General features: G+C 44.1%; 14 protein-coding genes and 1 tRNA gene. 10 read left to right on the forward strand and 5 right to left on the reverse strand.

Annotated features, from left to right (window positions below):
- Positions 1 to 79: 79 nt before the first annotated feature.
- Positions 80 to 1,453, forward strand: coding sequence for a PepSY domain-containing protein (locus KTR07_RS13445; protein WP_062694591.1), 1,374 nt, complete (start codon positions 80 to 82; stop codon positions 1,451 to 1,453).
- A gap of 131 nt (positions 1,454 to 1,584) precedes the next feature.
- Here KTR07_RS13445 and pfkA read toward each other — a convergent pair whose 3' ends face one another.
- The 3 genes from pfkA to cmk form a co-directional block, all read right to left on the reverse strand.
- Entirely contained in the window at positions 1,585 to 2,565 is a 981-nt protein-coding gene (gene pfkA, locus KTR07_RS13450; RefSeq protein ID WP_008761048.1) for a 6-phosphofructokinase, read from the reverse strand.
- 128 nt (positions 2,566 to 2,693) lie between these two features.
- Positions 2,694 to 3,563 (reverse strand): 4-hydroxy-3-methylbut-2-enyl diphosphate reductase, encoded by an 870-nt coding sequence (locus KTR07_RS13455; protein WP_011108114.1) that lies wholly within the window; start codon positions 3,561 to 3,563, stop codon positions 2,694 to 2,696.
- Between the two features lie 18 nt (positions 3,564 to 3,581).
- Positions 3,582 to 4,271 (reverse strand): (d)CMP kinase, encoded by a 690-nt coding sequence (gene cmk / locus KTR07_RS13460; protein ID WP_008761050.1) that lies wholly within the window; start codon positions 4,269 to 4,271, stop codon positions 3,582 to 3,584.
- A gap of 222 nt (positions 4,272 to 4,493) precedes the next feature.
- Between cmk and KTR07_RS13465 the strand changes: the two genes are divergently transcribed.
- The 9 genes from KTR07_RS13465 (at position 4,494) to KTR07_RS13505 (ending at position 10,406) form a co-directional block, all read left to right on the forward strand.
- Positions 4,494 to 5,177 (forward strand): energy transducer TonB, encoded by a 684-nt coding sequence (locus KTR07_RS13465; RefSeq protein WP_008761051.1) that lies wholly within the window; start codon positions 4,494 to 4,496, stop codon positions 5,175 to 5,177.
- A 70-nt stretch (positions 5,178 to 5,247) separates the two neighbouring features.
- Positions 5,248 to 6,222 (forward strand): polyprenyl synthetase family protein, encoded by a 975-nt coding sequence (locus tag KTR07_RS13470; protein WP_011108113.1) that lies wholly within the window; start codon positions 5,248 to 5,250, stop codon positions 6,220 to 6,222.
- Positions 6,223 to 6,237: 15 nt separating this feature from the next.
- Complete coding sequence (locus KTR07_RS13475; RefSeq protein ID WP_011108112.1) at positions 6,238 to 6,954, forward strand: hypothetical protein; 717 nt, start codon at positions 6,238 to 6,240, stop codon at positions 6,952 to 6,954.
- Positions 6,948 to 7,724 carry a TatD family hydrolase gene (locus KTR07_RS13480; RefSeq protein ID WP_011108111.1) on the forward strand — a complete coding sequence of 259 codons (777 nt, stop codon included), beginning with the start codon at positions 6,948 to 6,950 and terminating at the stop codon, positions 7,722 to 7,724. Before KTR07_RS13475 ends, KTR07_RS13480 begins: the two co-directional genes overlap by 7 nt.
- Before the next feature lie 120 nt (positions 7,725 to 7,844).
- A tRNA-Ser gene (locus KTR07_RS13485) sits at positions 7,845 to 7,932 on the forward strand.
- Positions 7,933 to 8,007: 75 nt separating this feature from the next.
- Positions 8,008 to 8,811 (forward strand): MotA/TolQ/ExbB proton channel family protein, encoded by an 804-nt coding sequence (locus KTR07_RS13490; RefSeq protein WP_008766463.1) that lies wholly within the window; start codon positions 8,008 to 8,010, stop codon positions 8,809 to 8,811.
- Positions 8,812 to 8,817: 6 nt separating this feature from the next.
- On the forward strand, positions 8,818 to 9,303 hold the full coding sequence (locus KTR07_RS13495) for a hypothetical protein (protein WP_008761056.1): 486 nt from the start codon (positions 8,818 to 8,820) through the stop codon (positions 9,301 to 9,303).
- 35 nt (positions 9,304 to 9,338) lie between these two features.
- On the forward strand, positions 9,339 to 9,932 hold the full coding sequence (locus tag KTR07_RS13500) for a biopolymer transporter ExbD (protein ID WP_008761057.1): 594 nt from the start codon (positions 9,339 to 9,341) through the stop codon (positions 9,930 to 9,932).
- Positions 9,933 to 9,935: 3 nt separating this feature from the next.
- On the forward strand, positions 9,936 to 10,406 hold the full coding sequence (locus KTR07_RS13505; protein WP_008761058.1) for a biopolymer transporter ExbD: 471 nt from the start codon (positions 9,936 to 9,938) through the stop codon (positions 10,404 to 10,406).
- Between the two features lie 180 nt (positions 10,407 to 10,586).
- On the opposite strand, the gene KTR07_RS13510 is transcribed toward KTR07_RS13505, so the two are convergent.
- Positions 10,587 to 11,123, reverse strand: a complete 537-nt coding sequence (locus KTR07_RS13510) for a GNAT family N-acetyltransferase (RefSeq protein ID WP_008766462.1) — start codon at positions 11,121 to 11,123, stop codon at positions 10,587 to 10,589.
- A 180-nt stretch (positions 11,124 to 11,303) separates the two neighbouring features.
- Positions 11,304 to 12,581 carry an IgA Peptidase M64 gene (locus tag KTR07_RS13515; protein ID WP_008766461.1) on the reverse strand — a complete coding sequence of 426 codons (1,278 nt, stop codon included), beginning with the start codon at positions 12,579 to 12,581 and terminating at the stop codon, positions 11,304 to 11,306.
- Between the last annotated feature and the right edge of the window lie 59 nt (positions 12,582 to 12,640).

The following is a 12,640-nucleotide window of genomic DNA, read 5'->3' on the forward strand; positions in this document are numbered from 1 at the left end:
TTCAAATATACACTTATATTTTGTTGTGATATTTAATACTGCAAATGTAAATGTGCCAAAAGTAACCCATACAAATACAATGAGAAAGTTTTTTCGAAAAATTCATTTGTGGCTCTCAGTCCCCTTCGGAATAATAATCACGCTTATCTGTTTCTCCGGCGCCATGCTGGTGTTCGAGAATGAGGTAAATGAACTGATGTGGCCGGAACTTTACTTTGTGAAACAGGTTGAGGCAGCTCCGTTACCGGTTGATCAGTTGTTGGAAAAGGTGGCTGCCACGTTGCCCGACGATGTTTCTGTGTCAGGTGTCAGCATTTCCTCTGATCCGGAACGCACTTATCAGGTGAGTCTTTCCAAACCCCGCCGTTCTTCGGTGTATGTCGATCAGTATACGGGCGAGATTACCGGAAAGAATCAGCGCAGCGGTTTTTTTGCGTTTATGTTTCGGATGCACCGCTGGTTGCTGGATAGTATGAATCCGGGAGGTGAGGGGATTTTCTGGGGAAAGATGATTGTAGGCGTCAGCACTTTGATGTTTGTCGTAGTCTTGATTTCCGGAATCATTGTCTGGTGGCCGCGTACACGTAAGGCATTGAAAAATAGTCTGAAGATATCGGGCACGAAAGGCTGGAAGCGGTTTTGGTATGACTTGCATGTGGCGGGAGGAATGTATGCGCTGGTTCTTCTGCTGGCTATGTCGCTGACCGGACTGACGTGGTCTTTCACTTGGTATCGGACAGCCTTTTATAAAGTTTTTGGCGTGGAAGTGCAGCAGCAGGGCGGGCATGGGCACGGGCAGAAAGAAAGCACTTCCAAAGGAGATGCCCGACTGGCTTTGCAGGATGGAAAGCCGAAGGCTGAAACTGAAGGACGGGAGAATGCCGAAGAACGTGGAAGTGGCAGAAGAGGTCGTCCGGACAGGCCGCATCGAGAAAAACAGGAAGGCTTATCCGCAGATTATTCACAAAGTGAACGGCAGGAAGGCAACCTGCATGAGGGCGGCAGACATTGGAAACACCAGCAAACTGAACAGCCAAAGCCTGTTGTTTCTGCCTTTGCTTATTGGCAGGAAATATATGACAAGCTGAGTCTTCAGAATCCGGCATACAAACAGATCAGTGTTTCCTCCGGTACGGCTAGCGTTGCTTTCGACCGTTTGGGGAATCAACGTGCTGCTGACCGTTATTCATTTAATACGGAAAATGGTGAATTTACAGAGACGAGTCTTTATCAGCATCAGGATAAGGCAGGAAAAATACGCGGTTGGATTTACTCTGTTCATGTAGGCAACTGGGGAGGTATGACGACACGTATACTTACTTTTTTGGCTGCATTAGTGGGCGCTTCCTTGCCGTTGACCGGTTATTATTTGTGGATTAAGAAAATGATAAATAAGAGAAAGCGTGAAAAGACGATCGCTTTATCTGCCGCGGGGAAAAGAGATATTGCTTGAAAGAATGCCGGTATATCGGTTCGGACTCCTGGAAATAGTGATAGCTTTATTGAAACAAGAACGGTGGACCATTGAATCTCTCATTGCGTCCACCGTTCTTTATATTACCTTATATGAATGTATTACCTTTATTATATAGAAAGTTCTTTCAATACATTGACCAGATCTCTCTTGACCGGCTTATCATTCTTGATAGCTTTGCTGAATGGTACGTAGACGATTTCATCGTGCTCGATACCTATCATCACGTTGCGCTGGTCTTCCATGATAGCGTCGATGGCAGCGGCACCCAAACGGCTTGCCAGGATGCGGTCGTGAGCTGTAGGGCTTCCACCGCGCTGCAAGTGTCCTAAGATCGTCACACGCACATCGTATTGCGGGTATTCGTTTTTCACACGTTCCGCATAGTGCATGGCACCGCCTGTCAGTTCGCTTTCCGCTACCAGTACGATACTGCTATTCTTGGATTTGCGGAATCCGTTCTTGATAAATTCTTCCAGTTGGTCGACTTCCGTACTGAACTCCGGAATAATGGCTGCTTCGGCTCCCGAAGCAATGGCGCCGTTCAGAGCGAGGAATCCGGCGTCACGTCCCATCACCTCTACAAAGAACAGACGTTCGTGTGAAGTGGCGGTGTCACGGATTTTATCTACTGCATCCAGAATGGTGTTCAATGCGGTATCATATCCGATAGTGGTATCCGTGCCGTAAAGGTCGTTGTCAATCGTTCCCGGAAGTCCGATACATGGAACATCGAATTCCTGTGCGAAGATTCGGGCGCCTGTCAGCGAACCGTCACCACCGATGATCACCAAAGCATCGATGCCTTCTCTTTTCATATTATCATAAGCCAGCTGGCGGCCTTCCGGTGTGGTGAACTCCTTACAGCGGGCTGTTTTCAGGATGGTTCCACCCAGTTGGATGATATTACTTACGTTCTGGCTCTTGAACTCTTTGATTTCGCCTGTCACCAGACCTTTGTATCCTCTATATATACCTTTTACTTGTAGTCCGTTGTAGATAGCTGCACGTGTTACTGCGCGGATGGCCGCATTCATTCCCGGAGCATCACCTCCCGAAGTCAAAATACCGATACATTTAACTGTTCCCATAACAATCTTTCATTAATTAGTTTGACGTGGCAAATGTACAACAAAAAGTTGAAAGCAGTGTTTCATAAGTTTTTTTTCGTGTGTCGAAACCATTAAAAATATTCAAATTGTCTCTTCTATCTTTCTTTTTAATCTTTTATCAATAGCTGGATATGGTCATGTATTTTTTCCATCAGCCATTTGGGAGTGGAAGTCGCTCCGCATACGCCGATGGATTTCACATTCCGGAGTAAAGTGGGATCGATTTCTTTCTCATTATCAATCAGATGTGAGTTGGCGTTTACTTTCAGGCATTCTTCAAAAAGCATCTTTCCGTTCGAACTCTTTTTCCCGCTGACGAAGAAAATCAGATCGTGCGTTGCCGCAAATTCCCTGAGATTGGGCATACGGTTAGCTACCTGCCGGCAGATTGTATCGTAATATTCGAAAGTGGCATCCGGTGAAATGTGGAGTTTGATGTATTCTACAATCTCCTGAAACTCGTCCAGAGACTTTGTGGTCTGTGAGAAAAGGCGGATGCTTTTAGTGAAATCCAGCTTTTTGGCTTCTTCCGCACTTTCGATGACAATGGCTTGACCGCCGGTCTGCCCTACCAGTCCCAGCACTTCTGCATGACCGTTCTTGCCGTAGATCACAATTTGCTTTTCTTCAAAATCTTCCTTCCGGAACTCTTGTTTGATGCGCTTTTGAAGCCGCAGTACGACCGGACAGGTTGCATCGATGATTTCGATATTATTCTTGTGGGCGATCTGGTAAGTCTCCGGTGGCTCTCCGTGTGCGCGAAGCAATACTTTGGCATTGCGCAATTGTCTGAATTCATCACGGTTGATCGTAATCAGTCCCATTGCCTTCAGCCTTTCTACCTCCCGGCTGTTGTGTACAATATCTCCCAGGCAATAGAGCGTTTCTCCTTTTGCCAGTTCTTCTTCCGCCTTGTGGATGGCTGTGACCACGCCGAAGCAGAAGCCGGAACCTTCGTCTATCTCTACTTTAATCATACACTCGATTTCTATCCTCTATTCCTTTACTACTTTCCCGAATTGTTCCGACAGCCATTCCTTCTGCTGTTCGATGCTCAGATTGGAATTGTCGAGCAGCAGAGCGTCGTCCGCTTTGCGCAATGGGCTCACTTCACGATGCTGATCGATGTAATCCCGTTGCTTTACGTTCTCAAGAATTTCCTCGAAACTGCCTTCCTGGCCTTTTGCTTTCAGTTCGTCAAAACGGCGTTGGGCACGAATCTCCGGTGTGGCCGTAACAAATATTTTCAGTTCCGCATCCGGGAAAACCGTGGTTCCGATGTCCCGTCCGTCCATCACAATCCCTTTTTCTTTACCCATGGCCTGTTGCTGTGCTACCATCGCTTCGCGTACAAAATCGAGTGCGCTGATAGGGCTGACTTTGGACGAAACCCCCATTGTACGGATTTTATTCTCTACGTTCACCCCGTTGAGGTAGGTGTCCGGACGTCCCGTCTCCGGATTGGGGCGGAAAGTAATCCGGATATCCCGGATTGCTTCTTTCAGCTTCTCCGTATCGATAACGTCTCCGTTAAATATCCCGTTTTCAATACTATATAAGGTGACTGCGCGATACATTGCCCCACTATCTATATAAATGTATCCTACTTCGCGGGCGAGATCTTTGGCCATTGTACTTTTTCCGCAGGAGGAAAAGCCGTCGATTGCGATTGTTATCTTTTTCATATTATCTGCTTCTTATATTTGTCCGCCAAAGATACGCTTATTTTGAAAATCAGCCATAGATTTGACTGTAAAAGCAACTGAATGAGTATGAAAGAATTAAAAAAGTTAAAAAGCCGGATAAAAAGATACAAAGAAACGGACGGTTATCTGAAAATGTAGTATATTTGCCCAGAGACACATAGGAAGACACTTTTTTTTATTAATCATTATATTAACAAAATTATGGAAGTTAAAAAATCACCCAAGGCAGACCTGGAAGGAAAGAAATCCACATGGCTGCTGATCGGTTACGTGGTGGTATTGGCTTTTATGTTCGTGGCGTTCGAATGGACCCAGCGTGACGTGAAAATCGATACAAGCCAGGCTGTAGCTGATGTTGTTTTTGAAGAGGAAATCATTCCTATTACCGAAACCCCTGAACAAGCGACCCCACCACCACCCGAGGCACCGAAGGTGGCCGAATTGCTGGAAATTGTCGATGACCAGGCAGATATTGAAGAATCAACTACCATCCTTAATGAGGATAACACACCGAAAGTGGAAGTAAAATACGTACCGGTACAAGTAGTTGAGGAAGAGCCGGAAGAACAGACTATCTTCGAAGTTGTAGAAAACATGCCGGACTTCCCGGGTGGACAGGCAGCATTGATGCAGTATCTGGCTAAAAATATCAAATATCCGACTATCGCACAGGAAAATGGTACTCAAGGTCGTGTTATCGTACAGTTCGTTGTTAACAAAGACGGTAGTATCGTAGATGCAAAAGTTGTACGCAGTGTAGACCCGTATCTGGATAAAGAAGCTCTCCGTGTGATCAACACGATGCCGAAATGGAAACCAGGTATGCAGCGTGGTAAACCGGTTCGCGTTAAATTTACAGTTCCTGTAATGTTCAGATTGCAGTAATTTGTAACACTCATACATTTAAGAGGCTGCGAATGCAGCCTCTTTTTATTCATTAATCTTTGTTTTCATCATGTTTACAGCTTCTCAATTACTTGATAAAATAAACAACCACCTATCTGAAATTCAGATAACCCGGACTCCGGAAGGACTCTACGAACCAATCGAATACATCCTTTCTCTGGGAGGAAAGCGGATTCGTCCTGTATTGATGCTGATGGCATATAACTTGTATAAGGAAGATGTTTCATCAATTTACGATCCTGCTACCGGTATCGAAGTTTATCATAATCACACTTTGTTGCATGATGATCTGATGGATCGTTCGGATATGCGCAGAGGAAAACCGACTGTGCATAAGGTCTGGAACGATAACACAGCTATTTTGTCGGGTGATACCATGCTGATACTGGCTTTCCGGTATGTAGCCGGTTGTGCGCCCGAGCATTTGAAAGAAGTCATTGATTTGTTTAGTCTGACTGCGTTGGAAATTTGTGAAGGGCAGCAGTTGGATATGGAATTTGAGTCGCGCAACGATGTGGCGGAAGACGAATATATTGAAATGATTCGTCTGAAAACGGCTGTATTGCTTGCCGCAAGTCTGAAGATCGGTGCGATTCTGGCAGGAGCGTCTGCCGCTGATGCGGAGAATCTTTATAATTTTGGTATGCAGATAGGGGTTGCATTCCAGTTACAGGATGATTTGCTGGATGTTTATGGCGATCCGGAAGTGTTCGGAAAGAAAATCGGTGGAGACATCCTTTGCAATAAGAAGACATATATGCTGATCAAAGCACTGGAACGTGCAAACGGAGAACAGCTGGAAGAACTGAATCGCTGGCTGAATGCAGACAACTGTCAGCCGGCAGAAAAGATAGCGGCAGTGACGGAGATTTATAATCAGTTGACTATCCGCAGCGTTTGTGAAAACAAAATGCGCGAATATTATACGCTGGCTATGGAGAGTCTTGAAGCAGTTGCAGTTGCAGAAGAGAAGAAGAAAGAACTTAAGAATTTAGTGAAATTACTGATGTATCGGGAAATGTAGTAAAGTTGGTGGGAAATGCCTTACAGACGATTGCCAAATACGGATCAAGCCAGAGTACGGGCGCTGAAAGCAGCGGTCGAGAAGGGTGACGTGTATAATGTGCGGGACTTGGCTATCTCACTGAAAACATTATTCGAAGCCCGTAATTTTCTGCTGAAGTTTGAAGCTGCGCAGATTTACTATACCCAATGTTATGACAACCAGTCGAGAGCCAGTCGCAAGCATCAGGCAAATGTGCGGATGGCACGGCTGTATATATCCCATTTTATTCAAGTACTCAACCTCGCGGTGCTTCGCGATGAAATCAAATCGGTGCATAAAGAACTTTATGATCTTCCGGAAGCGAATGTGGTACCGGATTTATTAAGCGAAGCAGCTTTGGTAGAGTGGGGGAGAAAGATCATTGAAGGAGAGCAGCGGAGAACCTCACAAGGGGGAATCCCCATTTATAACCCGACTATTGCGCGCGTAAAAGTGCATTATGATATTTTTCTGGATAGCTACGAACGTCAGAAGAGTTACCAGTCCGCCACCAACCGGAGTCTGGATGAGCTGGCTTCGATGCGTGACCGGGCAGATGAACTGATTCTGGATATCTGGAATCAGGTAGAAACAAAATTCCAGGAAGTGAACCCCAATGAAGCCCGGTTGGAAAAATGTCGTGACTATGGGCTGGTATATTACTACCGCTCCAACGAAAAAGTAAAAGAAGAAAGCGAATTGTCATGTTAATAGATACTCATTCCCATCTTTTTTTAGAAGAATTTTCCGATGACCTGCCGCAGGTGATGGAACGTGCACGTCAGGCAGGTGTTTCGCGTATTTATATGCCCAACATTGACAGTACGACGATTGAACCCATGCTGTCGGTTTGCGCGGATTATCCGGATTTCTGTTATCCGATGATCGGACTGCATCCTACCTCGGTGAACGAGTCATACCGTCAGGAACTGTCAATCGTCCGGGAGCGTCTGGAAGCACCCAATAACTTTGTAGCCATTGGCGAAATTGGGCTTGATTTGTATTGGGATAAAACCTTTCTGAACGAACAACTGTACGTTTTTGAGAAACAGATAGAATGGGCGCTCGAATATAAATTGCCCATCGTGGTTCATTCGCGGGAGGCATTCGACTATATATATAAGGTAATGGAGCCCTATAAAAACACTGCTTTGACCGGTATTTTTCATAGTTTCACCGGAAATGCCGAAGAAGCGGCCCGGTTGCTTGAATTTGGCGGTTTCATGTTGGGAATCAATGGAGTGGTCACATTTAAAAAGTCCTCACTGCCGGATACTTTGCTGACAGTGCCTTTGGAGCGGATTGTGCTCGAAACGGATTCACCGTATCTGACCCCGGCCCCCAATCGGGGGAAGAGGAATGAAAGTGCGAATGTGCGTGATACGTTCCTGAAACTGGTAGAAATTTATCGGACCACCCCGGAGCACCTTTCACAAGCCACTTCCGAAAATGCGCTAAAAGTGTTCGGAATGGTCAAATAAGGTTCCAAAGGTTTTAAATTATATTAATTTGCAGTATTTATTTAAGATAAAAAAGGGATAATGCTTTAGGAAAAGAAAAAAAAGGATACATTTGTAGCTGAAAATGCGGAAAACTCATAAGGAGAGGTGCTCGAGTGGTTGAAGAGGCACGCCTGGAAAGCGTGTATACGCCAAAAGTGTATCCGGGGTTCGAATCCCCGTCTCTCCGCAGAACAAAAGTTGAAACGTGAAGTAAATACAATAAATAATAATCAATTAATTAATCTTAAAAATTAGACACACAATGAAAAAGTTATTTGCAATTGTTGCTGTGATTGGGGCCTTTACATTTGGCTCAATTCAACTTGCTCAGGCTCAAGACGCTCCTGCAGCAGAACAAACTGAACAACAAGCTGCTCCTGCTGCTGCTCAAGCTGCTCCGGCCGCTGCTCCTGCTGCAGAAGAAGGTGGTATTCACAAAGAAATCAAAGTTAAATTCATCGAAGGTACTGCATCTTTCATGAGTTTGGTTGCTATTGCTTTGGTTATCGGTTTGGCTTTCTGTATCGAACGTATCATCTATTTGAGCTTGGCTGAAATCAACACAAAAAAATTCATGGCATCTATCGAAGCTGCTTTGGAAAAAGGTGATGTTGAAGCTGCTAAAGACATCGCACGTAACACCAGAGGTCCTGTTGCTTCTATCTACTACCAGGGTTTGATGAGAATCGACCAAGGTATCGATGTAGTTGAGAAGTCAGTAGTATCTTACGGTGGTGTACAGGCTGGTTACCTTGAAAAAGGATGTTCTTGGATCACACTGTTTATCGCTATGGCTCCGTCACTCGGATTCTTGGGTACTGTAATCGGTATGGTGCAGGCATTTGATAAGATCCAGCAGGTAGGTGATATCTCTCCGACGGTTGTTGCAGGTGGTATGAAAGTTGCCTTGATTACAACTATTTTCGGTTTGATCGTTGCTTTGATTCTTCAGGTATTCTACAACTACGTACTTGCTAAGATTGAAGCTCTTACAAGCGAAATGGAAGACTCTTCTATCTCTTTGCTTGACATGGTAATCAAATATGATCTGAAATACAAAAAATAATTCGAAATGAGTAAGTTATCATATAAAGTATCGTATTACGCACTGTATGCGATGTTTGCCATCATCCTCATTGTCCTGGGGCTTTTCTACCTGGGTGGTGATGCTCAAGGAGCAGATGTCATTGCGGGAGTAGATCCTGAAATGTGGCAACCGGCAAACACAAATGCCTTACTGATGCTCATTTATGGGTTATTTGGTTTGGCTGTTGCTGCTACAGTAGTTGCTGCTGTATTCCAATTTGGAGCAGCTTTGAAAGATAGCCCTGCAAATGCAATTAAGTCATTGCTTGGTTTGGTTCTTTTGGTTGTTGTTTTAGTGATTGCTTGGGCTGCAGGTGATGGAACACCGATGAATATCCCAGGTTATGACGGTACTGACAACGTTCCTTTCTGGCTGAAATTAACTGATATGTTCCTTTATTCCATCTACATCTTGTTGTTTGTAACAATCGTTGCAATCATTGCAAGTGGCATAAAGAAAAAAATATCATAATCAATTGAGGATACTCAATTTAATAAGTAATTACAATGGCAAGAGGAAAAAGAAAAGTTCCTGATATTAACTCAAGTTCTACGGCGGATATCGCTTTCTTGTTGCTGATCTTCTTCTTGATTACAACATCAATGGATACGGACCGTGGTTTGGCAAGACTTTTGCCTCCACCACCCGAAGATCAAGATCAACAGAATACAGATAAGATCAAAGAACGTAACATTTTGCAGGTATACCTGAATAAGGATGATGCTTTGATGTGCGGTAATGATTATATCGGTGTTGAGCAACTAAGGGAAAAAGCTAAAGAATTTATTGCTAATGCCGGCAATGCAGAGCACATGCCTGAAAAGACACAGAAGAATGTGGAGTTTTTCGGTACGACTCTCGTTAACGACAAGCATGTAATTTCTTTGCAGAATGACCGTGGATCTTCTTATCAGGCATACATCAGCGTGCAGAACGAACTTGTTGCTGCATACAATGAATTGAGAGATGAACTGGCCCTTCAGAAATGGCAAAGACCTTATGCGGAATTGAACGACGAACAGCAAAAAGCAATTCGTGAAATCTATCCGCAGAGAATTTCTGAGGCAGAACCTAAAAAATACGGAGAAAAAAGGAAGTAAGTAATGGGAAAATTTAATAAAACTGGTAAACGTGAAATGCCGGCATTGAATACTTCTTCGTTGCCTGACCTTATCTTTACTTTGTTGTTCTTCTTTATGATTGTAACAACAATGCGCGAGGTAACATTAAAGGTACAGTTTACACTTCCGGTAGGTACTGAACTCGAAAAACTGGAGAAGAAATCGCTGGTAACATTCATTTATGTGGGTGAACCGACTCAGGAATATCGTGCGAAAATGGGTACTGAAAGTCGTATTCAGCTCAACGACAGCTATGCTGAAGTTGGCGAAGTACAAGACTTCATTTTCCAGGAACGTGCAAGTATGAATGAGGGTGACCAAGCTAAGATGACTGTGTCTCTGAAAGTAGACCAAAAGACTAAAATGGGTATTATCACAGACGTGAAGAATGCTCTTAGAAAATCTTACGCTTTGAAGATTAACTATTCTTCTACTAAACGTGGTGAGAAATAATTAGTTAATTGATATATAGAGAAGGGCGTCCAAGCAATTGGACGCCCTTTCTTTTTAGCTTCTCTTTTAGCTTCTCTGTTTATTATTCTTCGGCAGAGGCAGACTTTATGTCTGAACTTCGTCTGCCGGATATGATCTAAAATCTATCCGAAGTATGTTTCTTCCGATTCTTTTGTTTCTTTATTCTTTGACTCCGTAAACGATTGTATGGAGTTTATGTCTTATCCCTTCATAATCCTTTTCTGCATCCAGGTTGCCGTGTACCATGAGATACATAGGCAGGAAATCGTCTCCTTCTTTATACGGCGGCTGGTAGTAGTCTTTTTCCCACAGTGTAAATCCGTGGCGTTGGTAAAAGTTGATACGGCGTTTGGCCATCTCCTCTACCGGGCGTTCTACTTCCAGTACAATGGGGCGTTTCAGAAACTCACATAAATGCTCTAATGTGCGTTTTCCGTAACCTCCGTTGCGCAATGCCGGATTGGTAGCGAAGTGTTCTACGTAATAGAATTCATCGAAATCCCAATATGTGATAAAGCCAATGGGCAGGTCATCGTCAAAAATGATATTATTATGGAAGTTACCTATCCGGTCTGTATATTCGCGAAGATGTTCCAGTTCGCGATATTCTTCGGGTGGAAACGATTCGACGAGAAGCTCTTCCATAAATTTGTAATGTTGTACGTCCGATGTGGTGATCGGTTGAAATCTGATCATACGGTTTGGGTTTTAAGTTTGACAATATTGTTTTTTGTTGCTATACCCGGTATTGCTATACCAAATGTTATACTCTATCGGGTGTTATATTATATCAGTTATATGATACTATGAGATGTTACTATGTCAGGAGTCAGACAGGAATTCTAAAAGAAAAAGAATTCCTACATCTGCCTTTAATTAAGGGACATAGAACTCAATAATCCGCTGGATAGCACGCTGGCATACCGGGCAGAACTCAGGATATTCGTTCGTTTTCATGCGACAATTGAATGCCGGACGGTAAATACCTTTGGCTGAGTAACCGCCACCTTCATATACACCTACCGGATAGTTTTGATGTTGTGCTACAGGTGTGGGGACAGGCGTATTCGGTGCAAGCATATCTTCCCATTTCAAGGCAAAATTTACCCGTGTACTGATGTTCTGTTCCCACGGCTCTACATCCAGCGGATACGTGTCCGTCATTACATCGTCATCATAAAAATACTCATCCGCCAAGCCTCCGAAGCTATGTCCGAATTCATGGACCACTACAGGCTTGAACATCGGATGATGAGCGGTAGTCAGCGTATATGAGTTGTAAATTCCTCCGCCTCCGTACACATCCGTATTGGCAAGGATAATAATATGCTCATAAGGAATGCCGGCCAAAGCGTTGTGGATGGCCTTCACCCGACTTGTAGTCAGGTAACGGTCCGAGTAAAAAGTATCGAAATGAGAATGAACAGCCGTGTGTTTCCATTGATTTTCGCGGGGAACACTGACTCCGCTGTCAATCGACGGACTGGCTACAGCCACTATGTTGAACTTGTTTTTCATCGACCGGAACGGTTCGTGCGAAAACAGGCTCTCGCAGGCTTTCTGCGCATCCTGATAGAATAAATCCATTTCCTTTTCCGTGTAGCCTTCTGCCAGGATAGCGACATCTATGCACTCTTTTTCGTTACCGCTCTGAAGCATATACCGGTGTGGAGTGACGTGCGATGTTCCCCGTTTATGAATCAAGATATCGTCCGGACGGACAATGTGCTTGAAGCTGGTCATCACTTCCTTGCGGGGAGAGAACAGCACGATTTCTACCTCTGCCGGCTGTTTGGGGTAGGGAAGCAAGAATGTATTTTCGAAGCCTTTGGCTGTCTCCTTGGCTTCATCGGTGGACAGCCACTCTTGAAACAGAGAAGAAAAGGAAGTCTTGTAGATACACTGTCGGGTGGCGAGATCTCTGACGATAATTTGCCCGTTGCCTTCGAGCGGAAGTTCGGACAAATGATGTTCACGACCTGCCCAGGAGGGAAGCTGAGACAGCTCGTCCAGATAGATCGCTTGCTGCTTATTGTTTCCGGTGAAGATATAATCTACCCGCAACGTCTTATTCTGAAAATAATCTGCAAAGTTTTGCGCATAACTTCCTGCCGAAATCAGGAAAAAAAGAAGAATACTGCAAATTTGTTTCATATAAATAGTATATTTATGTTTTTTACAAAGGTACAAACTATTGTTGACTTATTCGATAT

The sequence above is a fragment of the Bacteroides sp. MSK.20.82 genome (genome assembly GCF_019052485.1).
Classification (GTDB): Bacteria; Bacteroidota; Bacteroidia; order Bacteroidales; family Bacteroidaceae; genus Bacteroides; species Bacteroides thetaiotaomicron.

Coding starts and splice junctions, on each gene's coding strand:
- KTR07_RS13495 (WP_008761056.1), top strand. CDS start 8,818: ATGAGTAAGTTATCATATAAAGTATCGTATTACGCACTGTATGCGATG.
- KTR07_RS13500 (WP_008761057.1), top strand. CDS start 9,339: ATGGCAAGAGGAAAAAGAAAAGTTCCTGATATTAACTCAAGTTCTACG.
- KTR07_RS13470 (WP_011108113.1), top strand. CDS start 5,248: ATGTTTACAGCTTCTCAATTACTTGATAAAATAAACAACCACCTATCT.
- KTR07_RS13445 (WP_062694591.1), top strand. CDS start 80: ATGAGAAAGTTTTTTCGAAAAATTCATTTGTGGCTCTCAGTCCCCTTC.
- KTR07_RS13475 (WP_011108112.1), top strand. CDS start 6,238: ATGCCTTACAGACGATTGCCAAATACGGATCAAGCCAGAGTACGGGCG.
- KTR07_RS13505 (WP_008761058.1), top strand. CDS start 9,936: ATGGGAAAATTTAATAAAACTGGTAAACGTGAAATGCCGGCATTGAAT.
- KTR07_RS13490 (WP_008766463.1), top strand. CDS start 8,008: ATGAAAAAGTTATTTGCAATTGTTGCTGTGATTGGGGCCTTTACATTT.
- cmk (WP_008761050.1), bottom strand. CDS start 4,271: ATGAAAAAGATAACAATCGCAATCGACGGCTTTTCCTCCTGCGGAAAA.
- pfkA (WP_008761048.1), bottom strand. CDS start 2,565: ATGGGAACAGTTAAATGTATCGGTATTTTGACTTCGGGAGGTGATGCT.
- KTR07_RS13515 (WP_008766461.1), bottom strand. CDS start 12,581: ATGAAACAAATTTGCAGTATTCTTCTTTTTTTCCTGATTTCGGCAGGA.
- KTR07_RS13480 (WP_011108111.1), top strand. CDS start 6,948: ATGTTAATAGATACTCATTCCCATCTTTTTTTAGAAGAATTTTCCGAT.
- KTR07_RS13455 (WP_011108114.1), bottom strand. CDS start 3,563: ATGATTAAAGTAGAGATAGACGAAGGTTCCGGCTTCTGCTTCGGCGTG.
- KTR07_RS13510 (WP_008766462.1), bottom strand. CDS start 11,123: ATGATCAGATTTCAACCGATCACCACATCGGACGTACAACATTACAAA.
- KTR07_RS13465 (WP_008761051.1), top strand. CDS start 4,494: ATGGAAGTTAAAAAATCACCCAAGGCAGACCTGGAAGGAAAGAAATCC.